This window comes from Halochromatium sp., from assembly GCF_046541315.1.
Classification (GTDB): domain Bacteria; phylum Pseudomonadota; class Gammaproteobacteria; order Chromatiales; family Chromatiaceae; genus Lamprobacter.
The window spans coordinates 1-21,052 of sequence record NZ_JBKHDN010000023.1; the positions used below are offsets into that span (position 1 = coordinate 1).

A 21,052-nucleotide genomic window follows, 5' to 3' on the forward strand; every position below is an offset into this window, starting at 1 on the left:
TTTCTCATCCTGCAGGGCATCGAGACGCTGCCGGTGCGCATGGATCGCCACTGCGCGAATGCAATCGCGGTAGCCGAGTATTTGCAGAACCACGTCAAGGTCGAATGGGTGCGCTATGCCGGGTTGCCCGACAGTCCCGACTATCCGCTGGTACAGCAGTACATGGACGGCGCCAAGGCCAGCTCGATCCTCTCCTTCGGCATCCGCTCCGACGCAGGCGGTGGTCGCGAGGCCGGCGCGCGCTTCATCGACGCGCTCAAGCTCGCGGTGCGCTTGGTCAACATCGGCGACGCCAAGACCCTGGCCTGCCATCCGGCGACGACCACGCATCGTCAACTCTCGCCCGAGGAGCTGGCCCGCGCCGGCGTCAGCGAGGACCTGGTGCGGTTGTCGATCGGCATCGAGCATGTCGACGACATCATCGCCGACCTGGACCAGGCCCTGGCCGCCGCCTGATCTGCGACCGGCCCTCGGGACCCGGCTCCAGGGAACCCTCGGGTTGGCCCGGAAACGACCCTGAGCTGGAAGCACTACCGTCAACCACCCCGCCCCGAAGGGCAGGGTTTCTCGCGGAGGCACTGATGAGGATCCACTGCTTGATGCATGTGCCGTTCGAGGGGCCGGCCCGGATCGCCGATTGGGCCGAGAGTCGCGGTCATCCGATCGCCTTCAGCCATCTGTTCGCCGGCGACGACCTGCCCGAGCTGGAGGCCTTTGATCGCCTGGTGGTGATGGGCGGACCCATGGGGGTTGGCGACGAGGCGCGCTATCCCTGGCTCGGGGCCGAGAAGGCGCTGATCCGCTCGGCAATCGAGGGTGGCCGCTCGCTGGTCGGTGTCTGTCTCGGGGCGCAGTTGATCGCCGAAGCGCTCGGCGCGCGAGTGGTGCCGAATGCGCACCAGGAGATCGGCTGGTTCCCGATCCAATTCACCGAGGCCGCGCGTGCGCATCCGCTGTGCAAGGATCTGCCGGTCGAGCAGCAGGTGCTGCATTGGCATGGCGACACCTTCAGGTTACCGCCGGGTGCCTTGCAGCTGGCCACGAGCGAGGCCTGCGCGCAGCAGGGCTTCCTGGTCGACGAGCGCATCCTGGGCTTGCAGTTCCATCTCGAGATGACGCCGACGAGCCTGCGGACCCTGTGCGGTCATTGCGCCGATGAGTTGGTGCCAGCGCCCTTTGTGCAGAGCGCGGAGCAGATGCTGGCGGTCTCGCCGGCGCGCTATGAGGCGACGGCGCGGGTGCTGGAGACCTTGCTCGATCGGCTTGCCGAGTGAGGGCGGCGCCAGCGCTCGCGGCGGCCGATGCGGCGCGGCTTGGGCGAGAACGGGGGTTTCCGCCTCAATCCCAGCTCAACGCCCCACCCGTCTGATACTCGGTGACGCGGGTCTCGAAGAAGTTCTTCTCCTTCTTGAGATCCAGCACCTCGGACATCCAGGGGAAGGGGTTGCCGGCATCCGGGTACTGCTCCGGCAGGCCGATCTGGGCGCAACGGCGATTGGCGATGAACTGTAGGTACTCCTCGAACATCGGCGCGTTGAGGCCGAGCACTCCGCGTGGCATGGTCTCTTGGGCGTAGTCGGCCTCGAGCTGGACGGCATCGCGGATCATGGCGATCAACTCCTGCTTGAAGCCGTTGGTCCATAACTGCGGATTCTCGATCTTGATCTGATTGATCACGTCGATGCCGAAGTTCATGTGCATCGACTCATCGCGCAGGATGTACTGGAACTGCTCGGCGGTGCCGGTCATCTTGTTGCGCCGGCCCATGCTCAGCACCTGCACGAAGCCGACATAGAAGAAGATGCCCTCGAAGATGATGTAGAAGGCGACCAGCTCGCGCAGCAGCTTCTGATCGTTCTCCGGCGTGCCGGTGTGGAAGTGCGGATCGGCCAGGTATTGGGTATAGGGCAGCGCCCACTCGGCCTTGCGCGCCACCGAGGGCACCTCGCGGTACATGTTGAAGATCTCGCCCTCGTCCAGCCCCAGGGACTCGACCACATACTGATAGGCGTGGGTGTGCAGGGCCTCCTCGAAGGCCTGGCGCAGCAGGTACTGGCGGCACTCGGGATTGGTGATGTGGCGGTAGACCGCGAGCACCAGGTTGTTGGCGACCAGCGAGTCGGCGGTGGAGAAGAAGCCGAGGTTGCGCTTGATGATGGTGCGCTCGTCGTCGGTCAGCCCGTTCGGGTCCTTCCAGAGCGCGATGTCCGCGTTCATGTTGATCTCTTGCGGCATCCAGTGATTGGCGCAGGCGTCGAGATACTTCTGCCAGGCCCAGTCGTACTTGAAGGGCACCAGCTGGTTGAGGTCGGCGTGGCAGTTGATGATGCGTTTGTCGTCGACGCGGATGCGCCCGGCGCCGCGCGCGAGATCCTCGAGGCCGGTGGCGCCACCTGCGGCGTGGGGATCGAATGCGGGGGCGTCCGGTGGGGCGCTGGACGGGGTCCCGGATGGCGCGCTGGACTGAACGCTGGACGATGCGCCCACCGCTGCGTCTTCGATCAGCGCCGGCTGCAAGGGGCCGGGATTCGGGTTGACGACCGGCGCGCTGCCGGCGCTGGCCATGAGGTCGCTGTTGGCGATCAGGCCCTGACCGGGGCGGACCCGGGCGCCGGTCTCCGGAACCCCGGACGATGCGGTGGCGGGCAAGGCGAAATCGTCGTCTTGACGTGCGTCGCCGCTGGCGGCCCGGGCCAGGTCGCTGGCCTCGAACGAGGCTTGCGCCTCGGGCTGGGTCTCTGCATGGGCCTCCCGATCATGCGGGGGTGGGTGCTTGCGCCCGGCGGCGGCGGGACGGGCATTGGCGAGGGGGTCGTTCCAGTTCAGCATGAGGCGGGGACTCCGTTGTGCTGGTGAATGGAGGGCTCGGCGGAGGTCGACGCTGGTGGCGTTCGCGCGGCGGGGTTCGGTCAGTCGTCCTTTTCGTTGGACTTGCTGCCGGGTAAGAGGGCGCTTGTCGCCAACGGCAGATGATCCTTGGTATCGGAGCCGCGGTCAGCGAGCGCGATCAGCCAGTAGGTGAGGCCCAGGCCAACGACGGCAATGCCCATGCCGATGAGGTCGAGTGCGCTGTGCTCGGCCATGTCGAGGATGATGATCTTTCGCGCGATGGCCATGATCGCGGTCGCCACCACGAGCTTCATCGGAAACACATCAGACCGGATGTAGAGCCTGATGTTCGAGAAGATCTCGTAGGCAATCAACAACGCGAGAAAGGCGCCGAAGGTCTTGATGATGTCCGGGATCAGGAAGTACGGCGGCTCGATGATGTGGAGATAAATGGTGTGGATGACGCTGAGCACGCCAATCAGGATCACGAAGACCATGGCGACGGCGAGCACATAGGCGGCAAGCCGCATCACCCGATGCAGCCAGTTCAGGATCGGGTCTTGCTCGTGGGTGGACAGCTCGTCGTGGCGACCGCTGCTGTGGGCGAGACTGTGGCCAACACGCCGGCCACTGTCGGATTTGACGTTCGTCATTGGGCGAGTCCTCCTGGCTAGTGGATATCTCGGCGACGGACAGGAGCCCCGGAGGGTTCTCGGGGGTTCTCGGGGGTTCTCGGGTTCAGGGGGCGGCGAGGCTGGGTGTCAGGCGATGCCAATCGGTGCGCTGCTGCAGCTGGTGGGCGATGTTGAGCAGACGTCCTTCTTGGAAGACATCGCCGATCAACTGGAGCCCGACCGGCAGACCGTCAACCGGCGCGACCGGGATCGATAGCCCGGGCAGACCGGCGAGATTGGTGGCAATGGTGTAGATGTCGTTGAGGTACATCGCCACCGGGTCGTCGGTCTTGGCGCCGAGTCGAAAAGCGGTGCTCGGCGTGGTCGGCCCCATGATGACATCGACCTGCTCGAAGGCGCGCCTGAAGTCGTCGCTGATCAGGTGGCGTAGCTGCTGCGCCTTGAGGTAGTAGGCGTCGTAATAGCCGGCCGAGAGCACATAGGTGCCGATCATGATGCGGCGCTTGACCTCGGCGCCGAAGCCCTCGGCGCGGCTGCGCTTGTAGAGGTCTTCGAGATCGCGCGGCGCCTCGCAGCGATGGCCGTAGCGCACGCCGTCGAAGCGGGCCAGGTTCGACGAGCATTCGGCCGGGGCGACCACGTAATAGACCGGCACCGACAAGGGCGCGTTCGGCAGGCTGATCTCGCGCACGCTGGCACCGAGGGCCTCGTATTCCTTGATCGCCGCCTCGATCGAGGCGGCGACGCCGGGGTCGAGCCCCGCGCCGAAGTATTCCTTCGGCAGACCGATCTTGAGCCCAGCGATGTCGTCCTCGAGCGGGGCGCGATAGTCCGGCACCGGTTCGTTGGCGCTGGTCGAGTCGCGCTCGTCGAAGCCGGCCATCGCCTGTAGCACCAACGCCGCATCGGCGGCGCTGCGGGCGAGCACGCCGGCCTGATCCAGGCTCGAGGCGAAGGCGATCATGCCCCAGCGCGAACAACGGCCATAGGTCGGCTTGAGGCCGGTGACGCCGCAGAAGGCCGCCGGCTGGCGGATCGAGCCGCCGGTGTCGGTGCCGGTGGCCGCCGCGCAGAGTCCGGCCGCGACCGCCGCCGCCGAGCCGCCCGAGGAGCCGCCCGGGACGCGCTCCCGATCCCAGGGGTTGCGTACCGGTCCGTAGAAGCTGGTCTCGTTCGACGAGCCCATCGCGAACTCGTCCATGTTGGTCTTGCCCAGCATCGGCGTGCCGGCAGCCTCTAGGCGCTGGACCACAGTGGCATCGTAAGGCGCGACGAAGGCGTCGAGCATGCGCGAGCCGCAGCTGGTCTTGACGCGGTTGGTGCAGAAGATGTCCTTATGGGCGATCGGGATGCCGGTCAGCGGCCCGGCGCTGCCGGCGGCAAGCTGCTGATCGGCGCGCTCGGCGGCGGCCAGCGCCTGCTCGGCGGTGACCGTGATATAGGCATTGATCCTGCCGTCGAGCCGTTCGATGCGGGCGAGATAGTGCTCGGTCAGTTCCCGGGCGGAGAACGCGCGCGCGCGCAGTGCGGCGGCGAGGGCGGTGATCGATTGCTCGTGCATGGCGCTCATTCGACCACCCTGGGCACCAGGTAGAGACCGTCCTCGGTCTGCGGCGCGATCCGCTGGAAGCGCGCGCGTTGGTCGGTCTCGGTGACGCGGTCGGGACGCAGCTGTTGTGCCATGTGCAGCGGGTGCGCCATCGGCTCGACCCCGCTGGTGTCGATGTTGCGCATCTGTTCGACCAGGTCGAGGATGTTGCTCAGTTCGGCGCTGAAATGATCGAGTTCGTCGGATTTCACGTCGAGCCGGGCGAGGTGCGCGATCTTGGCGACGGCGCTGGTGTCGAGGGCCATAATAGGGGCTTCGCAAGCTGGTTTGGGGTGATGTCGGGCGGGGACCGGATCGGCGCACTGGTGCTGTCCGTCGCCGCAGCTGTTGCGGCGCTCAAATTACCACAAGCACTCCTCGGCGCGCAGGCGACAGGGATCGCACTTTCCGATGATCGGCTTGCTCGCGGATGCCCGCGTTGCTAAATTAGCCGAGATAATCCTCGTGGAAATCCTGTCAAGAACCCGCCTTGTTCGCGCTCGATCGCGTTGACCGGTTAAGGCTCGGCCACCTGCGGCCGCGCATCGGCCGCTGCCCCAGGGTCGTGCTCGATGCGCTCTTCTCGGCCTCGATTCCGCTGGGACATCCCTCGATCAACCCCTTATCCATGCTTGGTGACATCCTTCCCGCGATGCACCAGGTCCACGTGCCGCTGACCGGCGCGCTGCGCGAGTACACGCTGGAGTGAGCTACCCATGTTCCTGAGACGCATCCGAGGGCTGTTTTCGAACGATCTGTCGATCGACCTTGGAACCGCCAATACGCTGATCTATACCCGTGGGCAGGGCATCGTGCTCGATGAGCCTTCGGTGGTGGCGATTCGCCACGAACACGATGGCGGGCGTAAGTCGGTAGCCGCGGTGGGCGAGGAGGCCAAGCTGATGCTCGGGCGCACGCCGCAGAACATCACCGCGATCAGGCCCTTGAAGGATGGTGTCATCGCCGACTTCACGGTCACCGAGAAGATGCTCCAGTACTTCATCCATAAGGTCCACGAGAGTCGGCTGATTCGTCCCAGTCCGCGCGTGCTGGTGGGCGTGCCGAGTGGCTCGACCCAGGTCGAGCGGCGGGCGATCAAGGAATCCGCCGCCGGCGCCGGGGCACGCGAGGTCTATCTGATCGAGGAGCCGATGGCCGCCGCCATCGGCGCCGGCCTGCCGGTCGATGAGCCGCAGGGCTCGATGGTGCTGGATATCGGTGGCGGCACCTCGGAGGTGGCGGTGATCTCGCTGAACGGCATCGTGTTCTCGAACTCGGCGCGGATCGGCGGCGACACCTTCGATGAGAGTATCATCAACTATGTGCGCCGCAACTATGGCACCTTCATCGGCGAGGCCACCGCCGAGCGCATCAAGCATCGCATCGGCACCGCCTTTCCCGGCAATGAGATGCTCGAGATCGAGGTGCGCGGGCGTAACCTCGCCGAAGGCATGCCGCGCAGTTTCACGCTCAATAGCAACGAGATCCTGGAGGCGTTGCAGGAACCGTTGCATAGTATCGTCAGCGCAGTCAAGAATGCGCTCGAGCAGACCCCGCCCGAGCTGGGCGCCGATGTCGCCGAGCGCGGCATCGTGCTCACCGGCGGCGGTGCGCTGCTGCGCGATCTCGACCGCTTGATCGCCGAGGAAACCGGGCTGCCGGTGGTGGTGGCGGAAGACCCGCTCACCTGCGTCGCGCGCGGGGGCGGCAAGGCCTTGGAGATGATCGATCAACGGGGGCTGGATCTGTTCTCGGTGGAATGAGCGCGACCAGGCCGCCGGGTTGATCGTTTAGGCAACGCGGAGGTTGTTCGCTATCAACGCGTTATTCGATCGTAGGCCACCGCCGCTGTTACGGCTGACGATCGCCGTACTGCTGTCGTTGGGCCTGATGTTTGCCGATGCGCGCGATCGACATCTTTCCTGGGTGCGCTCGACCCTCGCGGTGGCCGTCTATCCGATCCATTGGCTGGCGTCGCGGCCGAGCCAGCTGGCGCGAGCGCTCGACAATCGTCTCACGACCGAGGCCGATCTGCGCGAGCGCAACGCGTTGCTCGAACAAGAGAATCTGGCATTGAAGGGGCGCATGCAGCGGTTTCTCGCCCTGCAGGCGGAGAACAGCCGGTTGCGCGATCTACTCGGCTCCTCGTTTAAGGTCGGCGATCGGGTCTTGGTCGCGGAACTTTTGCAGGTCGACCTCGATCCTTACCGCCAACAGGTGCTGGTGGACAAGGGCACCTCCTCGGGGGTCTATGTCGGGCAGCCGGTGCTCGACGCGAATGCCGTCATGGGGCAGGTCATCGTGGCGAATCCGCTCACCGCCACCGTGTTGCTGATCACCGATGCCGATCATGCCTTGCCGGTGCAGATCAACCGCAATGGGCTGCGCACCATTGCCACCGGCACCGGTCTGGTCAACCAATTGCGTCTGCCGCATCTGCCCAAGAATGCCGATGTGCGGGTGGGGGATCTCTTGGTCACCTCGGGCATGGGCGGGGTGTTTCCCGCCGGTTACCCGGTCGCGCGCATTGTCGAGGTCGCCGATGATCCGAACAGCCCCTTCGCCATCGTCAATGCCGAGCCGACGGCGCGCTTGGATCGCAGCCATGAGGTGTTGCTGGTGTGGACGGTGGAGCCGGTCCAAGCCGCGCCGAATACCTCGACCCAGGCCGCCGACAACCAGCGCGCCGCCGTGCCGCAGTTGAACACGCCCGGTCCGACGGGGGACCGCTCGTGAGCGGCTTCCCGCGCACCGGGGTCTTCGTGGGCCTGACCTTGATCGTTGCGCTCACCTTGACCATCGTCCCCATACCGGCCTGGGCCGACGCTTACCGCCCGCAATGGGTGACGCTGATCCTGATCTACTGGTGCCTGGTGATGCCCGCCAGGTTCGGCATCTTCACCGGCTTTATGCTTGGCATCGCCCACGATGTGATCTCGGGCGCGTTGCTCGGCGAGCATGCCCTGTCGCTGTCGGTGGTGGCCTATCTGGCCGGCGAATTGCACCGGCGCATCCGGGCCTTCCCGCTCTGGCAGCAGGCGGTGGCGGTTTGGCTCTTGCTGCTGGTCGAGCGCCTGCTGTCGCTGTGGATCCTGGGGGCGACCGGCCAGCCCACGCCCACCCTGGTCTATTGGTTGCCAACCTTCGTTGGCTTGCTGCTCTGGCCCTGGTTCAGCCCCTTGCTGGATCGGCTGCGGATGTCCGCCGGGGTGGCCTGAGCCATGATGAACGCCCTGGATTGAATCGACACCATGCTTGCGGAAGTCTTCGCCGATCGTCGTGGTGAGAAACGCCTGTTTCGCAACCGCGCGCTTGTGCTCGTGGTCCTGGTGGTGCTCTGCCTGGTGCTGGTCGGAATCCGTCTGTTCCAGTTGCAGGTGGTGCGGCATACGCACTTCACCACGCTGTCCGACGATAATCGCGTCAAGATCCAGCCGATGCCGCCGACCCGCGGCCTCATCTATGATCGCGATGGCGTTTTGCTGGCGGATAACGTGCCGTCCTACGCGCTGACGATCGAGCCGGAGAAGGTCGAGGATCTCGCCGCGACGATCGCCGGGCTATCGGAGTTGTTGCCGATCTCGGAACTCGACCGCGAGCGGTTCCGGCGGCTGTTACCGCAGCGGCGCCGCTTCGAAGGCGTGCCGATCCGGCTCGATCTCAGTCAAGCCGAGCGGGCGCGCTTCGCCGTGCAAAGCCATCGCTTTCCGGGCGTGGAGATCGCTGCCGAACTGTCGCGGTCCTATCCCCAGGGCCTACACACCGCGCATGTGGTCGGTTATGTCGGGCGCATCAATGAGCAAGAACTCGAGCAGATCGATCGCTCCGATTATGCCGGCAGCAGCCATATCGGCAAGGTTGGGCTCGAGAAGTACCATGAGGGATGGCTGCATGGGCATGTCGGCTATCAACAGGTGGTGGTCAACGCGCGTGGGCGGATCTTGGAACGCCGCGAGGAGAAGGCGCCCTTGCCCGGGCGCGATCTGCATCTGTTCCTGGATCTGGACCTGCAGCGCGATGCGGCGGCGGCGCTTGGCGATCACCGCGGGGCGGTGGTCGCGATCGAGCCCGAGACCGGCGGCGTGCTGGCGATGGTCAGTACTCCAAGCTACGATCCCAACCCCTTCGTCGGCGGTATCGGCTTCCAGGCCTATGCGGCGCTGCGCGACGATATCGATCGGCCGCTCTACGATCGCGCCATTCGCGGCCAGTATCCACCGGGCTCGACCATCAAGCAGTTCATCGCGCTGGCCGGGCTCGCGAGCGGGGTGACCTCGGCGCGCGAAGGCAAATACTGTGGCGGCTATTATCAACTGCCGGGGCATTCGCATCGCTATCGCTGCTGGCGCAGCGGCGGACATGGCACGTTGGCGATGGAGGATGCGATCGTGCAGTCCTGCGATGTCTACTTCTATCGCCTCGCCCATGACATGGGCATCGAGCGCATGGGGACGTATTTGGCCGAGTTCGGCTTCGGCGAGCCAACCGGGGTCGATATCGCCGGTGAGCTGGGCGGTTTGCTGCCATCGCCGGAGTGGAAGCGGCGCGTGCGCAACCAACCCTGGTTCCCGGGCGAGACGCTGATCGTCGGCATCGGTCAGGGCGCCTTCCTGGCCACCCCGCTGCAACTGGCGGCGGCGACGGCGGCGGTGGCCAATCGCGGCGTCTACATGCGGCCGCGCTTGGTGAGGGCGACCCGGGCCAGTCTGGGCGCGCCCCTGGAACCCACCGAGGCGAAGCCGCGAGCGCTGCCGGACAAGGACCCGGCGCACTGGCAGACCATCGTCGATGCGATGACCAATGTGATCGAGGGCCGGCGTGGCACCGCGCGTCGTATCCGCAATGACGACTATCGGATTGCCGGTAAGACCGGCACCTCGCAGGTGTTCACCGTGGGCCAGAACGAGACCTACAACGAGGCCGAGGTCGCCGAGCGCATGCGCGATCATGCCTTGTTTGTCGGTTTCGCGCCGGTCGAGAAGCCGCGCATCGCGGTGGCGGTCATCGTCGAGAATGGCGGTCATGGCGGGGCGACGGCGGCGCCGATCGCGCGCGCCGTGATGGATAGCTGGCTGCTCGATCGGCGCGTGGTCGCGTCCAGCGAGAACGCTGACGAGACGACCCCGCACTAAGCGATGGTGGCGCGCAGTGGCACCCCATAAGCTCCGCCTCCATCGCGACTCCGGCGTGCTCGACGGTGGGTTACTGGCGCGGCTGCATATCGATCTGCCCTTGCTCTTGTTGCTGGTGCTGATCTGCGGGTTGGGTCTGATGATCTTGTATAGCGCCTCCGGGCAATCCGCCGTGCAGTTCGAGCGCCAGCTCTGGCGGCTTGGGGTCGCCTTCTTGCTGATGCTCGCGATCGCCCAGGTGCCGCCGCTGGTGCTCTGTCGGTGGTCCTTGCCGTTGTTCCTGCTGGGTCTGTCGCTGTTGCTGGCGGTGCTGCTGGTGGGCGAGCAGAGCAAGGGCGCGCAGCGCTGGCTGGATCTGGGCGTGATGCGCTTTCAGCCCTCGGAGATCCTGAAGCTGGCCTTGCCGATGGCGTTGGCCTGGTATCTGTCGATGCGCCCCATGCCGCCGCGCCTGCTCGATATTGCCGTCGCTGGCGTGTTGATCGGGGTGCCGGTGACGTTGATCGCCAAGCAACCGGACCTGGGTACCGCCTTATTGGTCGCCAGTGCTGGGCTGACGACGCTCTTTCTCTCCGGTCTGCGTTGGCGGCTGATCATCGGGCTGGGGGTGCTGGGGACCGCAGCGGCGCCGGTGGCCTGGTCGCTGATGCGCGACTACCAGCGCCGCCGCGTGCTGACCTTCCTCGACCCAGCCTCCGATCCGCTGGGCGCTGGCTATCACATCATTCAGTCACAGATCGCGATCGGCTCCGGCGGGCTGCATGGCAAGGGCTGGCTCGGCGGCACCCAGTCGCAGCTCGAATTCCTGCCCGAGCGCTCGACCGACTTCATCTTTGCCGTGCTCGGCGAGGAGCTGGGCTTGTCGGGAATCCTGCTGTTGATGCTGCTGTACCTGGCGGTGATCCTGCGCGGGTTCGACATTGCCGCGCAGGCGCCGGATGCCTACAGCCGACTCTTGGCGGGCTCGGTCACCATGGTGTTCTTCGTCTACCTGTTCGTGAACATGGGGATGGTCACTGGCTTGCTGCCCGTGGTGGGGGTCCCGCTGCCGCTGGTCAGTTATGGCGGGACCTCGTTGGTGACGCTGATGCTTGGCTTCGGTATCCTGATGTCGGTGCAAACGCGGCGAAAATTGCTTCAAACTGAGTAAGTTCGCGCCTATACTGAAGGTTGAATCGATGAACGGAGTGGCCCTTGCAATGCTCGACGATCCGCTGCCGGCCAGACTCGCCAGGATTGCTGCCACGGTGCTGGCCTGGCTCCTGTTGACGCCAGCGCCGAGCCAGGCCGCAGCGCCCGCGAGCTATGCGCGTGAGCGTGAGGCCTTTGTCCACGAGATGGCCGCGCGCCACGGTTTCGAGCGCGCCGAGTTGAGGGCGCTCATGCAAGGCGCGCGCTATCGGCAAGCGATCGTCGATGCCATGGATCGGCCCTACGAGGGCAAATCATGGGGCGCCTATCGGGCGTTGTTCGTGACGCCAGAGCGCATCGCCGGCGGTCGGCGCTTTCGGGTCGAGCACGCGGCCTTGCTGCGCCAGGCGGAACGGACCTACGGCGTGCCGGCCGAGGTGATCGTCGCGATCCTCGGTATCGAGACCAATTATGGCGCGACCCTTGGCCAATATCCTGTGCTTGATGCGCTGACCACACTGGGGTTCGCCTATCCACGCCGGGCGGCCTTCTTTCGCAAGGAACTCGAGGCGTTCCTCCTGCTCGCGCGCGAGGAGGCCATCGATCCCAGCAGCACGCGTGGCTCCTATGCCGGCGCCCTTGGTCTGCCGCAGTTCATCCCCTCGAGTTATCGCGCCTACGCGGTCGATTTCGATGGCGACGGCCGGCGCGATCTCTGGCACAGCGAGGCCGATGTGATCGGCAGTGTCGGCGCCTATCTCGCCGAGCACGGGTGGCGGCGCGGTGAGCCGATCGCCTCGCCGGCCACCCTGCACGGGCCGCTCGAAGACGGGCTCGAGGTCGGCGGCAAACGACCGCTGGTGCCACGCTTGAGCGTGGCCGAGCTGAAGGCGGCCGGGGTCGAGCCGGATCGGGCGCTGGCCCCCAATGCCCGCGCCGCGCTCATCGAACTCGATGCCGGGGAACCCGAGTATTGGGTGGTCCTGGAGAACTTCTACGCGATCACCCGTTACAACCACAGCAATCTGTATGCGCTGGCGGCCTATGAACTGAGCCGGGCGATTGCGGGGCTGGATCGGTAGCGGTGGCGACGCGGCGCATCCCCATGACGATGGCGGGTCACCGCTGCCAGTGGCGGCGCGGTCGTCCGCCTGCGCGTGGCGCCCTCTCGGTGGCGCTGCGGCTGGGCCTCGTGAGTGGACTGATCCTGCTGATGGCGGGCTGCGCGAGCCCGTCCAGCAGATCCCCGACATCGACGAGCGCGATCGCCATCGAGGCCATGCCCAAGGCCGAGCCCAAGTCGCGCTCGGGCAACATGGACACCTATGTGGTGCTGGGTAAGCGCTACTACACCAAGGCTAGCAGCCGCGATCATGTGGAAACCGGGCTGGCCTCCTGGTACGGCAAGCAGTTCCATGGTCGCAAGACCTCGAGCGGCGAGCGCTACGACATGCACCGGCTGACGGCGGCTCACAAGACGCTGCCATTGCCGACCTACGCGTTGGTCACCAACCTCGAGAATGGACGGCGGGCGGTGGTGAGGATCAACGACCGTGGGCCTTTCGTCGGCAATCGCATCATCGATCTCTCCTATGCCGCCGCCAAGCACCTGGAGATGGTCAATGCGGGCACGGCGCGGGTCGAGGTCCGCTCGATCGATCCGCGCGATCATGGCAAGGATGCGCGGACGCTGTTGCGGTTGGCGTCCGCAACCCCCAGACACCTCCCCCCCGCGCGTCCGCCGGGGAGCCGCGTGTATCTTCAGGTTGGCGCCTTTGGCAGCCGTGGTCACGCCGAGCAGCTGCGGCGCCGGCTCGTCTCGACGCTGGATACGCCGGTGTTGGTGAAGGCGCCGCTCGCGAATGGCGCGCTGGCGCCGCTGTATAAGGTTCAGGTCGGACCGCTGCGCTCAACCGCCGATGTCGATGCGCTCGGACGTCGGCTGACGGCCCTGGGCCTTGAGCCGCCGCTCGTCGTGCCCCCCTGATTGTCCCCGGATTGCCCCTGATCCAGGCCGTTTGGCACCAGGATCGCAAGCCCAATGCCCTCGGCCGCGAGCTGCCGAGGTTCCCGCGAGCAGGTACACTCCCACCCATGCGTTACATCATCTCCCTCCTCCTGGCCAGCTTGGTCGTCGTCTCGGTGCGTGCCGAGACCCCATCGCCGCCAACCCTTGGCGCCGAAGGCTATCTGCTGATCGATCACGACAGCGGCGCGGTGCTGGCGGCGGCGAATGCCGACGCGCGGCTCGAGCCCGCGAGCCTGACCAAGATCATGACCGCCTATGTGGTCTTCAACGAGCTGGCCGCCGGCAATATCGCCCTTGATGATCGGGTGCTGATCAGCGAGAAGGCCTGGCGCACCGGCGGTTCGAAGATGTTCATCGAGGTTGGCAGTCAGATCGCAGTCGAGGATTTGCTCAAGGGCATGATCATCCAGTCCGGCAACGATGCCAGCGTCGCCCTGGCCGAGCATGTCGCCGGTAGCGAGGCGAGCTTTGCCGGCCTGATGAACCAGCACGCGCAGCGGCTTGGGATGACGCGGACACATTTTACCAACGCCACTGGCTTGCCCGGCCCGGAGCACTTCACCACGCCCAAGGATATCGCGCTGGTGACGACGGCGATGATTCGCGAGTTCCCCGAATACTATCGTTGGTACTCGGAGCCCGAATTCACCTGGCAGGGGATCCGGCAGTTCAACCGCAACCGCTTGCTCGACAAGGGGGTCGGCGTGGATGGCGTGAAGACCGGCCACACCCAGGCCGCGGGCTATTGTTTGGTGGCCTCGGCCAAGCGCGACGATCAGCGGTTGATCTCGGTGGTGATGGGAACCGAGAGCAATGCGGCACGCGTCGCCGATAGCTTGGCGCTGTTGAACTACGGCTTTCGCTTCTTCGAGACCCATCTCCTCTATGCGGAGCGCGAGGCGCTCGAGGTGCTGCGGGTGTGGTCGGGCGACCCGTCGACGGTGGCGGTCGGGCCGGCCAGCGATGTGGTCGTCACCATTCCGCGCGGTGACTTCGAGACGCTCTCGGCCCAGCTCGAGCCGAAGGCGATGCTCGAGGCGCCGCTTGCCAAGGGCGAAGAGGTCGGCGAGATCGTCTTGATACTCGACGACGAGGTCATCAAGCGGCAGCCGGCCGTGGCGCTCGACGCGATCGAACGCGGCGGCCTGCTGCGGCAAGCGGTCGACTCGCTGCTGAAGCTGTTCTAGATGCACGAGATCTATCTCAACGGGGCCTTCGTCGCGCCGCAACAGGCGATGATCTCGGTGATGGACCGCGGCTTCCTGTTCGGCGACGGGGTCTACGAGGTGATCCCGGCCTACGCCGGGCGCCCGTTGCGCGCCGCCGAACATCTGCAACGGCTCGAGAACAGCCTGCGCGGGATCGGGCTGCAAGCGCCATTGTCGCTGCCCGAATGGTCGGAGATCTTCGGCCGCTTGCTCGCCGCCGAACCGGACAGGGATCAGGCGCTCTATCTGCAGGTGACGCGCGGTTCCGCCGCCCATCGCGATCATCGTTTCCCGGCTCGGCCGACGCCGACGGTGATGGCGATGGCGAAGCTGATGCCGGCGCGTGATCCGGCGGTCGCCGAGCGCGGGGTCGCGGTGGTGACGCGCGAGGATATCCGCTGGCTGCGGTGCGATATCAAGACGACCTCGCTGCTGGCCGCCGTGCTGCTGCGCCAGTCGGCGCAAGAGGCGGGCGCCGAGGAGGCCATCCTGGTGCGCGACGGTCTGGCCCTGGAGGGCTCGACCAGCAATCTGTTCCTGGTCCAGGACGGGCAGCTGATCACCCCGCCCAAGGGGCCGTTGCTGTTGGCCGGGATCACCCGCGATCTGGTGCTGGAACTGGCCGGGCAAGCCAAGATACCGATCCAGGAACGCGACATCGCGGTCGCGGAATTACAGGGCGCCGACGAGGTCTGGATCAGTAGCTCGACCCGCGAGGTGATGCCGGTCACCCGGCTCGACGATCGGCCCCTCGGCACGGGCTGTCCCGGACCACTGTGGCGGCGTGTCGATGCGCTTTATCAAACCTTCAAGGCCGAGCTGCGTCGCAGTGCGGCCTGAGCGTTGCGAACAGGAGACGCCCATGGCGGATTCCAGCCCGGCTCAACAGCCCCCAGACACCCCCCCGGACGACCTTCAAGACGAGACCCTGCTGCGCTTTCCTTGCGACTTTCCGATCAAGGCGATGGGGCGCGCCGAGGATGGCATCGAGACCATCCTCGCCGCGATCGTCGAGCGCCATGCCCCAGGCACCAGCAAGGAGAGGATGCGTTCACGCGCGAGCCGCAATGGTCGCTGGGTCTCGGTGACCGTGGTCATCGAGGCCCGCAGCAAGGGCCAACTGGATGCCATCTACCGCGAGCTGTCGGTACACGAGCGGATCACCTGTGCCTTCTGAGCCCCAGGCGCCGCCGCTGCGAGTGCGCTGGCGCGGGCACTGCGACTACGCCGAGACCTGGGCACGGATGCGCGCCTTCACCGACGCCCGGGATGCGGCGACGGCGGATGAACTCTGGCTGCTGGAGCATCCGCCGGTATTCACGCTCGGGCAAGCCGGCTTGGCGGAGCACATCCTGGACCCGGGTTCCATCCCGGTGGTCCACTGCGACCGTGGCGGCCAGGTCACCTATCATGGTCCCGGGCAACTGGTCGCCTATCTGCTGTTGGACCTGAAGCGCGCCCGGCTCGGGGTCAAGCAATTGGTCCATCTGCTCGAACAGGCGGTGGTCGCACTCCTGGCCGAGCACGCGCTCGCCGCCCAGACCAGGGCCGATGCCCCCGGGGTCTACGTGGGCGCGGCGAAGATCGCCTCGGTGGGGTTGCGGGTGCGTCATGGCCGCAGCTATCACGGTATCGCGCTGAATATCGATCTCGATCCGGCCCCGTTCGGGCGCATCAACCCCTGTGGCTACCCTGGGCTGGCAGTGACTCGGCTGTGCGATCACGGCGTGCGCATCGGCGTGCGCGAGGCCGGCGAACGATTGGCCGCCCACCTGTGCCGGCTGCTCGGTCGTCCGCCCGGCGGCGCCAACGAGGCCGCTTGAGGGCCGTGGCCGAGGGCGCCGCCGCCCTCTAGGCCGCCTGATAGAGCGCGAGCGGGAAGATCTCGCTGATCAGGATCACCGGCTGGCCGTCGATGATGATGCGATAGGTGCGAAACAGCGCCTGTTCGCCGCTGGCGGACTCGGGCTCGACCCCGACCTCCATCACCTCGCGAAAGCTCTCCAGGCCGCTATCGCGGATCAGGACGCCGATGCCGATCTCACGGTTGATCAGCCGCTCCCTGAACGAGGCCGGGATGAGCGCCGAGCGGATCACCGAGAAGGCGCGCGCATAGTGCCTGTTGCTATCGCCGCCGCGCAGGAGCGCCTCGCGCACCATCACCTGATCGCCGGGCTTGACCTCGATCCAGGGGATCTCGGCCGCCGCCTGGATGAATTCCTGGCGCAGCGTGTCGACCCCGACGGGCTCCCAGAAATAGGCCTCCAAGGCCTTGGTCACGGTGCCGTCGGTGACCAGCAGCGCGCGCAAGAAGGGCGGCAGGGACTCGATGGGGAGCGGAGCGCCGCCTTGGGTGGCGATGGTGCCATCGCGGACGAAGCCCTGGCAACGAAATGGATTTGGACCGCTGTTGGGTAACGGGCGGCGATAGTAGCGGTCGACCAATTCCGATGTTCTCTTGTTGTCAATCGATGATGGGGGTCGTGAGTGCCCAGGCGATCATGATATCGCCTGACGAACGCTTGGGTGGCAATCCCTAGCAGGGTTTGGGTCTGCTAACATCTGCGCGAGAGGCGCGAAAGCGGCCTCCAGTCTGTGATATAAATCGGTTGCCCTCTGGCATATTCAAACGATGGAGACCCCTCCGATGAGCAAGACCTTGAAACTCGCTTCCCTGTCTGCGGCCGCGCTGCTGGGCGCCTCCCTGCTCGGTGGTTGCGCCACCGACCAGGAGGCCCGGGACATGGCTCAGGCGGCGATGGACGCCGCCAATTCCGCCCAGGCCTGCTGCGAGGCCAACGAGGATCGCATCAACCGTATGTATCAGCGCGTCATGGCCAAATGATCGCGTTAGAAGATCATGTCGAAATGATGCCAGCTCCTTGAGCCGCGCCGGCTTCCCACCAGCTGTGGGAAGCCGGCGTTTTCCCGCTGTATCCGCCTGACCGCGTCCCAATCGATCAGGACCCCTTCGGCCTCCGCGATAGAGGGCGGAATCACCTCTTCTATCGGGCGCGGTGTCCCGCCTTCCTCTCGACTCACCTCCAGAAACAGTTGGTCGCCAAGCCAGCCGACCTTGTAGGGCTGATCGACGATGGTGACGGGCGTGCCGACCGAAACTTGATCGAACAAATGCCCGATATCTTCCGGGAACATCCGCGTACAGCCCGAGCTGACCGGCATGCCGACGCCCCAGGGCTTGTTGGTGCCATGGATCAGGTAGCTTGGGTTGTTGAGGCGCAGGCGATGACTACCGAGTGGATTCTCCGGTCCGGGTGGCACCACGGCGGGCAGCGTCTTGCCGCGCTTGGCGTATTCGGCGCGAATCGAGGCCGGTGGCGTCCAGCTCGGGTTCTCGGTCTTCTCGATGATGTGATAGCTGCCGACCGGCGTCTCCCAGCCTTCGCGGCCGATGCCGATGGAAAAGGTCTCGATCTCGGTCGCCGAGCGATAGTGATACATCCTGCGCTCGGCGAGGTTGAGCACGATCCCCGTGCGCGGCGCGTCGGGCAGGACATGGCGATCCGGCACCAGCACTGCGGTGCCTTCCCCGGGCAGCCACATGTCGACAAGCGGATTGGCCTGCTGCATCTCGTCGACCCCGATGCCGTGATGGCGGCCGACATCGAGCAAGGTATGCGCTTTCCTGGCCTTTACATAGAACGGGGTGCCGATGACACTATCGCTCGGGTCGACGAGCCGGTAGACCTTCGCCTGGGCGGCGCCGAGCGCCAGCATGCCCAGGCCGAGAAGCGCGACGGCGCGGGCGCACCACTGCCAGCGGCGGTGTGAAGCGGGGCGCTCGGACGCACGTCGGGCGTTGCTCAAGCAAGCGGTCATCATCGTCATTGTCGCGGCTCCGCCAAGTCTTCAATTCAGGTCGATGGTTCATGAGTCAGTCCAGTCAACATCCCCGCAACCAGAAACAGGGCCAGGCACCGACCGCGCTCGCGCATGTGCGCAATATCGGCATCGCCGCGCATGTCGACGCGGGCAAGACCACGCTGACCGAGCGCATCCTCTACTACACCGGCGCCTCGCACAAGATCGGCGAGGTCCACGACGGCGCCGCGCACATGGACTGGATGGCCGAGGAGCAGGATCACGGCATCACCATCACCGCGGCGGTGACCAAGGCGCCTTGGCGCGACCATCTGCTGCAGGTCGTGGATACGCCCGGCCATGTCGATTTTACCATCGAGGTCGAGCGCTCGATGCGCGTGCTCGATGGGGTTGTTCTGGTCCTCGACGGCGTACGCGGGGTCGAGCCGCAGACCGAGACGGTCTGGCGCCAGCGCTGCCGCTTCGGGCTGCCCGTGCTCTTCTTCGTCAATAAGATCGACCGGCCGGGCGCGGATTTCCGGCGCGTGCTCGCGGCGATTCGCGAGCGCCTCGGGGTCGAGCCGGTGGCGCTGACGGTGCCGCTGGCCGAGCAACAGGCCTGTCTCGATCTGCTGCATCGGCGCCTGCTGCGCTTTGGTGGCGCACAGGGCGAGGTGGTGTCCGCCGAGCCCTGCCCGGACGCGCTCTGGGAACCGGTCGCCGACCTGCGCGAGGCGCTGTTGCTCGCCGCTGCCGACGCCGACGAGACCCTGGCCGATCTGGTGCTCGATGGCGGCGAGCCGGAGCCGCAAGCGCTGCTCGCCGCCCTGCGCCGTGGCACCCTCGCCGGGCGCCTGTTTCCTTGCTTCGGCGGCAGCGCCTTGCGCAACCTCGGGGTGCAGCCGCTGATGGACGCGGCCGTGGACCTGTTGCCGGCGCCGCTCGATCGGCCGGCGGCGCTCGCGCGGCGACCGGATGGCGAGCTGGAGAGCGTCGCCCTCGGTGCCCAGGGGCCGTTGGTGGCGCTGGTGTTCAAGGTGCAGCTGTGGGACGGGCGGCGCCATTGCTTCACGCGCGTCTACCGCAATCGGCTCCAGGTCGGCGACAGCGTCGCCTTCCAGAGCGCCGACGGTCGCGTGCTCAAGGAACAGGTCGCGCGCATCTTCGATGTCGATGCCGGGCGCAAGACGCGCCTGCAGGAGGCCGGGCCGGGGCAGATCGTGCTCCTTGCCGGGCTGCGTCATGCCGCCACCGGCGATACCCTCTGCGATCCCGAGCATCTGTTGGCGCTGGAGCGCATCGAGGCGCGCCAGCCGGTGCTGAGCCTGGCCATCGAACCGGCGGCTGGCACCGACGAGGACAAATTGCTCGAGGTGCTCGACAAGGTCGAGCAGGAAGATCCGACGCTGCGGGTCGAGGAGGACCCCGAGACCGGTCAGCGCCTGTTGCGCGGCATGGGCGAGCTGCATCTGCAGATCGTGCTCGAGCGCATCGAGCGCGAGTTCGGCCAGCGCGTGCGCAGCGGTCGGCCGGCGGTCGCGGTGCGCGAGACCATCGTCCGCGCGGCGCGCGCCGAGCAGCTGTACAGCCGGCCAGCGAGCCCCGACGGCAAGCAGCCCGAACTCAGCGCCTGGGCCGCCGTCGAGGTGGCGCCTCGGGAGCGCGGCGCGGGCAATCGGATGCAATGCCAGCCGCGCTTGCGCCCGGATGGCGCCGCGCTGTCACCCGAGCAGCGGCAGGCGCTGGAGGATGCGCTGCAAACGGGGCTGACCAGCGGCGTGTTACAGGGGGCGCCGGTGGACGATGTCGCCGTCAGCCTGGTCGAGGTCGAGCTGTTCGGTCCGCAGAGCACGCCGGAGGCCCTGCAGGCCGCCGCCACGCGCGCCCTGGCCAAGGCGATGAGCGCGGCCGGACCGGTCGCCTTGCGCCCGGTGATGCGCGTGGAGGTGGTGGTGCCGGAGGCCAACCTCGGCAGCGTGCTGGGCGACCTGCAGCAGCGGCGCGCGGCGATCCAGGCCACCAAGACCGGCCACGCCGCCGATGACTCGACGAGCATCCGCTGCGAGGTCGCGCTCGAGTCCCTGCTCGGCTATACCACCGAGCTGCGCAGCCTGACCCAGGGCCGCGGTCAGTACAGCATGCAGTTCGAGCGCTTCGATCGCGTCTGAGCGCCGGCCGGAGTGCGCGCGGCGCTTATAGCCATTCGCCCTGACCGCGGACACGAACGTCCCTTGGAATCCGGGCTTCTAGTGCAATGCCGTCAAAGATTCGATACCGCCCGAAAGTGCCCAAGCTCCAATATCGACAACGGTGTGAGTCATCAGCATGTATCGAGACTTCAGCAGCGTTGCACTAGGTCGGTAGTGTCCGGCAATCAGGTTGAGCGGCGATAAGGCGAGTGACGGAAATCGCCCAACGGCGCGGCAGCGCTCCGCGATCCGCCGCGTGGCGACCCCTGTGGCGACCCCTGTGGCGACCCGCATGGCGACCCGCATGGCGACCTCCTTGGCGACTCAGTGCCCGGCATCCTCGCCTGGCTTCTGAGCCGCCCAATGCGTGTCGAGTCGGCGGCCAAGAACGGCTGAGCGGCTAAGAACGAGGCCTGAACAGGGCCGCGATGGCTTCCTTCTGCTCGTTGCTCATCGCCTCGATGATCGCCCGGTAGGCCTGGTATTGCT

General features: G+C 66.4%; 22 protein-coding genes. 16 read left to right on the forward strand and 6 right to left on the reverse strand.

Annotated features, from left to right (window positions below; genetic code table 11):
- On the forward strand, nucleotides 1–456 hold a 456-nt coding region (locus tag ACLFQI_RS02990), incomplete at its 5' end, for a PLP-dependent transferase (protein ID WP_410757353.1).
- A gap of 125 nt (nucleotides 457–581) precedes the next feature.
- Nucleotides 582–1,274 (forward strand): type 1 glutamine amidotransferase, encoded by a 693-nt coding sequence (locus tag ACLFQI_RS02995; protein WP_410757354.1) that lies wholly within the window; start codon nucleotides 582–584, stop codon nucleotides 1,272–1,274.
- Nucleotides 1,275–1,338: 64 nt separating this feature from the next.
- Here ACLFQI_RS02995 and ACLFQI_RS03000 read toward each other — a convergent pair whose 3' ends face one another.
- The 4 genes from ACLFQI_RS03000 to gatC form a co-directional block, all read right to left on the reverse strand.
- Complete coding sequence (locus tag ACLFQI_RS03000) at nucleotides 1,339–2,829, reverse strand: ribonucleotide-diphosphate reductase subunit beta (protein ID WP_410757355.1); 1,491 nt, start codon at nucleotides 2,827–2,829, stop codon at nucleotides 1,339–1,341.
- Nucleotides 2,830–2,909: 80 nt separating this feature from the next.
- Nucleotides 2,910–3,482: a phosphate-starvation-inducible PsiE family protein gene (locus ACLFQI_RS03005; protein WP_410757356.1), complete on the reverse strand. Its 573-nt coding sequence runs from the start codon at nucleotides 3,480–3,482 to the stop codon at nucleotides 2,910–2,912.
- Between the two features lie 85 nt (nucleotides 3,483–3,567).
- On the reverse strand, nucleotides 3,568–5,025 hold the full coding sequence (gatA, locus tag ACLFQI_RS03010) for an Asp-tRNA(Asn)/Glu-tRNA(Gln) amidotransferase subunit GatA (RefSeq protein ID WP_410757357.1): 1,458 nt from the start codon (nucleotides 5,023–5,025) through the stop codon (nucleotides 3,568–3,570).
- 5 nt (nucleotides 5,026–5,030) lie between these two features.
- Nucleotides 5,031–5,318 (reverse strand): Asp-tRNA(Asn)/Glu-tRNA(Gln) amidotransferase subunit GatC, encoded by a 288-nt coding sequence (gene gatC / locus ACLFQI_RS03015; RefSeq protein ID WP_410757358.1) that lies wholly within the window; start codon nucleotides 5,316–5,318, stop codon nucleotides 5,031–5,033.
- Between the two features lie 224 nt (nucleotides 5,319–5,542).
- Here gatC and ACLFQI_RS03020 point away from each other — a divergent pair, with 224 nt between their 5' ends.
- The 12 genes from ACLFQI_RS03020 to lipB all read left to right on the forward strand — a co-directional run bounded on the left by ACLFQI_RS03020 (nucleotide 5,543) and on the right by lipB (nucleotide 16,375).
- Nucleotides 5,543–5,761 carry a hypothetical protein gene (locus tag ACLFQI_RS03020; protein ID WP_410757359.1) on the forward strand — a complete coding sequence of 73 codons (219 nt, stop codon included), beginning with the start codon at nucleotides 5,543–5,545 and terminating at the stop codon, nucleotides 5,759–5,761.
- Between the two features lie 7 nt (nucleotides 5,762–5,768).
- Nucleotides 5,769–6,815, forward strand: a complete 1,047-nt coding sequence (locus ACLFQI_RS03025) for a rod shape-determining protein (RefSeq protein ID WP_410757360.1) — start codon at nucleotides 5,769–5,771, stop codon at nucleotides 6,813–6,815.
- 43 nt (nucleotides 6,816–6,858) lie between these two features.
- A complete protein-coding gene (gene mreC / locus ACLFQI_RS03030; protein ID WP_410757361.1) occupies nucleotides 6,859–7,788 on the forward strand; it encodes a rod shape-determining protein MreC in 930 nt (309 codons plus the stop codon).
- Nucleotides 7,785–8,270 (forward strand): rod shape-determining protein MreD, encoded by a 486-nt coding sequence (gene mreD / locus ACLFQI_RS03035; RefSeq protein WP_410757363.1) that lies wholly within the window; start codon nucleotides 7,785–7,787, stop codon nucleotides 8,268–8,270. Before mreC ends, mreD begins: the two co-directional genes overlap by 4 nt.
- Nucleotides 8,271–8,303: 33 nt before the next feature.
- A complete protein-coding gene (mrdA, locus tag ACLFQI_RS03040) occupies nucleotides 8,304–10,184 on the forward strand; it encodes a penicillin-binding protein 2 (protein WP_410757364.1) in 1,881 nt (626 codons plus the stop codon).
- Between the two features lie 16 nt (nucleotides 10,185–10,200).
- Entirely contained in the window at nucleotides 10,201–11,334 is a 1,134-nt protein-coding gene (gene rodA, locus ACLFQI_RS03045) for a rod shape-determining protein RodA (RefSeq protein WP_410757366.1), read from the forward strand.
- A gap of 49 nt (nucleotides 11,335–11,383) precedes the next feature.
- Nucleotides 11,384–12,397, forward strand: a complete 1,014-nt coding sequence (gene mltB, locus ACLFQI_RS03050) for a lytic murein transglycosylase B (RefSeq protein WP_410757367.1) — start codon at nucleotides 11,384–11,386, stop codon at nucleotides 12,395–12,397.
- A gap of 110 nt (nucleotides 12,398–12,507) precedes the next feature.
- On the forward strand, nucleotides 12,508–13,302 hold the full coding sequence (locus tag ACLFQI_RS03055) for a septal ring lytic transglycosylase RlpA family protein (protein ID WP_410757368.1): 795 nt from the start codon (nucleotides 12,508–12,510) through the stop codon (nucleotides 13,300–13,302).
- 107 nt (nucleotides 13,303–13,409) lie between these two features.
- Complete coding sequence (locus tag ACLFQI_RS03060; protein WP_410757369.1) at nucleotides 13,410–14,531, forward strand: D-alanyl-D-alanine carboxypeptidase family protein; 1,122 nt, start codon at nucleotides 13,410–13,412, stop codon at nucleotides 14,529–14,531.
- Complete coding sequence (locus tag ACLFQI_RS03065; RefSeq protein ID WP_410757370.1) at nucleotides 14,532–15,392, forward strand: D-amino acid aminotransferase; 861 nt, start codon at nucleotides 14,532–14,534, stop codon at nucleotides 15,390–15,392.
- A gap of 22 nt (nucleotides 15,393–15,414) precedes the next feature.
- Entirely contained in the window at nucleotides 15,415–15,729 is a 315-nt protein-coding gene (locus ACLFQI_RS03070) for a YbeD family protein (protein ID WP_410757371.1), read from the forward strand.
- Nucleotides 15,730–15,796: 67 nt separating this feature from the next.
- Nucleotides 15,797–16,375, forward strand: coding sequence for a lipoyl(octanoyl) transferase LipB (lipB, locus tag ACLFQI_RS03075; RefSeq protein WP_410757376.1), 579 nt, complete (start codon nucleotides 15,797–15,799; stop codon nucleotides 16,373–16,375).
- Nucleotides 16,376–16,403: 28 nt separating this feature from the next.
- Here lipB and ACLFQI_RS03080 read toward each other — a convergent pair whose 3' ends face one another.
- Nucleotides 16,404–16,997 carry a chorismate--pyruvate lyase family protein gene (locus ACLFQI_RS03080; protein WP_410757372.1) on the reverse strand — a complete coding sequence of 198 codons (594 nt, stop codon included), beginning with the start codon at nucleotides 16,995–16,997 and terminating at the stop codon, nucleotides 16,404–16,406.
- Nucleotides 16,998–17,199: 202 nt separating this feature from the next.
- On the opposite strand from ACLFQI_RS03080, the gene ACLFQI_RS03085 reads away from it, so the two are divergent.
- Entirely contained in the window at nucleotides 17,200–17,397 is a 198-nt protein-coding gene (locus ACLFQI_RS03085) for an alanine-zipper protein (protein ID WP_410757373.1), read from the forward strand.
- Between the two features lie 5 nt (nucleotides 17,398–17,402).
- Here ACLFQI_RS03085 and ACLFQI_RS03090 read toward each other — a convergent pair whose 3' ends face one another.
- Complete coding sequence (locus ACLFQI_RS03090; protein ID WP_410757374.1) at nucleotides 17,403–18,401, reverse strand: L,D-transpeptidase family protein; 999 nt, start codon at nucleotides 18,399–18,401, stop codon at nucleotides 17,403–17,405.
- Nucleotides 18,402–18,442: 41 nt separating this feature from the next.
- Between ACLFQI_RS03090 and ACLFQI_RS03095 the strand changes: the two genes are divergently transcribed.
- Nucleotides 18,443–20,542: an elongation factor G gene (locus ACLFQI_RS03095; protein WP_410757375.1), complete on the forward strand. Its 2,100-nt coding sequence runs from the start codon at nucleotides 18,443–18,445 to the stop codon at nucleotides 20,540–20,542.
- The last annotated feature ends 510 nt before the right edge of the window (nucleotides 20,543–21,052 follow it).

Bases quoted from the DNA above. Each gene is read 5' to 3' on its own strand.
- ACLFQI_RS02995 (WP_410757354.1), top strand. From the start codon at position 582: ATGAGGATCCACTGCTTGATGCATGTGCCGTTCGAGGGGCCGGCCCGG.
- ACLFQI_RS03000 (WP_410757355.1), bottom strand. From the start codon at position 2,829: ATGCTGAACTGGAACGACCCCCTCGCCAATGCCCGTCCCGCCGCCGCC.
- ACLFQI_RS03005 (WP_410757356.1), bottom strand. From the start codon at position 3,482: ATGACGAACGTCAAATCCGACAGTGGCCGGCGTGTTGGCCACAGTCTC.
- gatA (WP_410757357.1), bottom strand. From the start codon at position 5,025: ATGCACGAGCAATCGATCACCGCCCTCGCCGCCGCACTGCGCGCGCGC.
- gatC (WP_410757358.1), bottom strand. From the start codon at position 5,318: ATGGCCCTCGACACCAGCGCCGTCGCCAAGATCGCGCACCTCGCCCGG.
- ACLFQI_RS03025 (WP_410757360.1), top strand. From the start codon at position 5,769: ATGTTCCTGAGACGCATCCGAGGGCTGTTTTCGAACGATCTGTCGATC.
- mrdA (WP_410757364.1), top strand. From the start codon at position 8,304: ATGCTTGCGGAAGTCTTCGCCGATCGTCGTGGTGAGAAACGCCTGTTT.
- mltB (WP_410757367.1), top strand. From the start codon at position 11,384: ATGCTCGACGATCCGCTGCCGGCCAGACTCGCCAGGATTGCTGCCACG.
- ACLFQI_RS03060 (WP_410757369.1), top strand. From the start codon at position 13,410: ATGCGTTACATCATCTCCCTCCTCCTGGCCAGCTTGGTCGTCGTCTCG.
- ACLFQI_RS03065 (WP_410757370.1), top strand. From the start codon at position 14,532: ATGCACGAGATCTATCTCAACGGGGCCTTCGTCGCGCCGCAACAGGCG.
- ACLFQI_RS03070 (WP_410757371.1), top strand. From the start codon at position 15,415: ATGGCGGATTCCAGCCCGGCTCAACAGCCCCCAGACACCCCCCCGGAC.
- lipB (WP_410757376.1), top strand. From the start codon at position 15,797: ATGCGCGCCTTCACCGACGCCCGGGATGCGGCGACGGCGGATGAACTC.
- ACLFQI_RS03085 (WP_410757373.1), top strand. From the start codon at position 17,200: ATGAGCAAGACCTTGAAACTCGCTTCCCTGTCTGCGGCCGCGCTGCTG.
- ACLFQI_RS03090 (WP_410757374.1), bottom strand. From the start codon at position 18,401: ATGACGATGATGACCGCTTGCTTGAGCAACGCCCGACGTGCGTCCGAG.
- ACLFQI_RS03095 (WP_410757375.1), top strand. From the start codon at position 18,443: ATGAGTCAGTCCAGTCAACATCCCCGCAACCAGAAACAGGGCCAGGCA.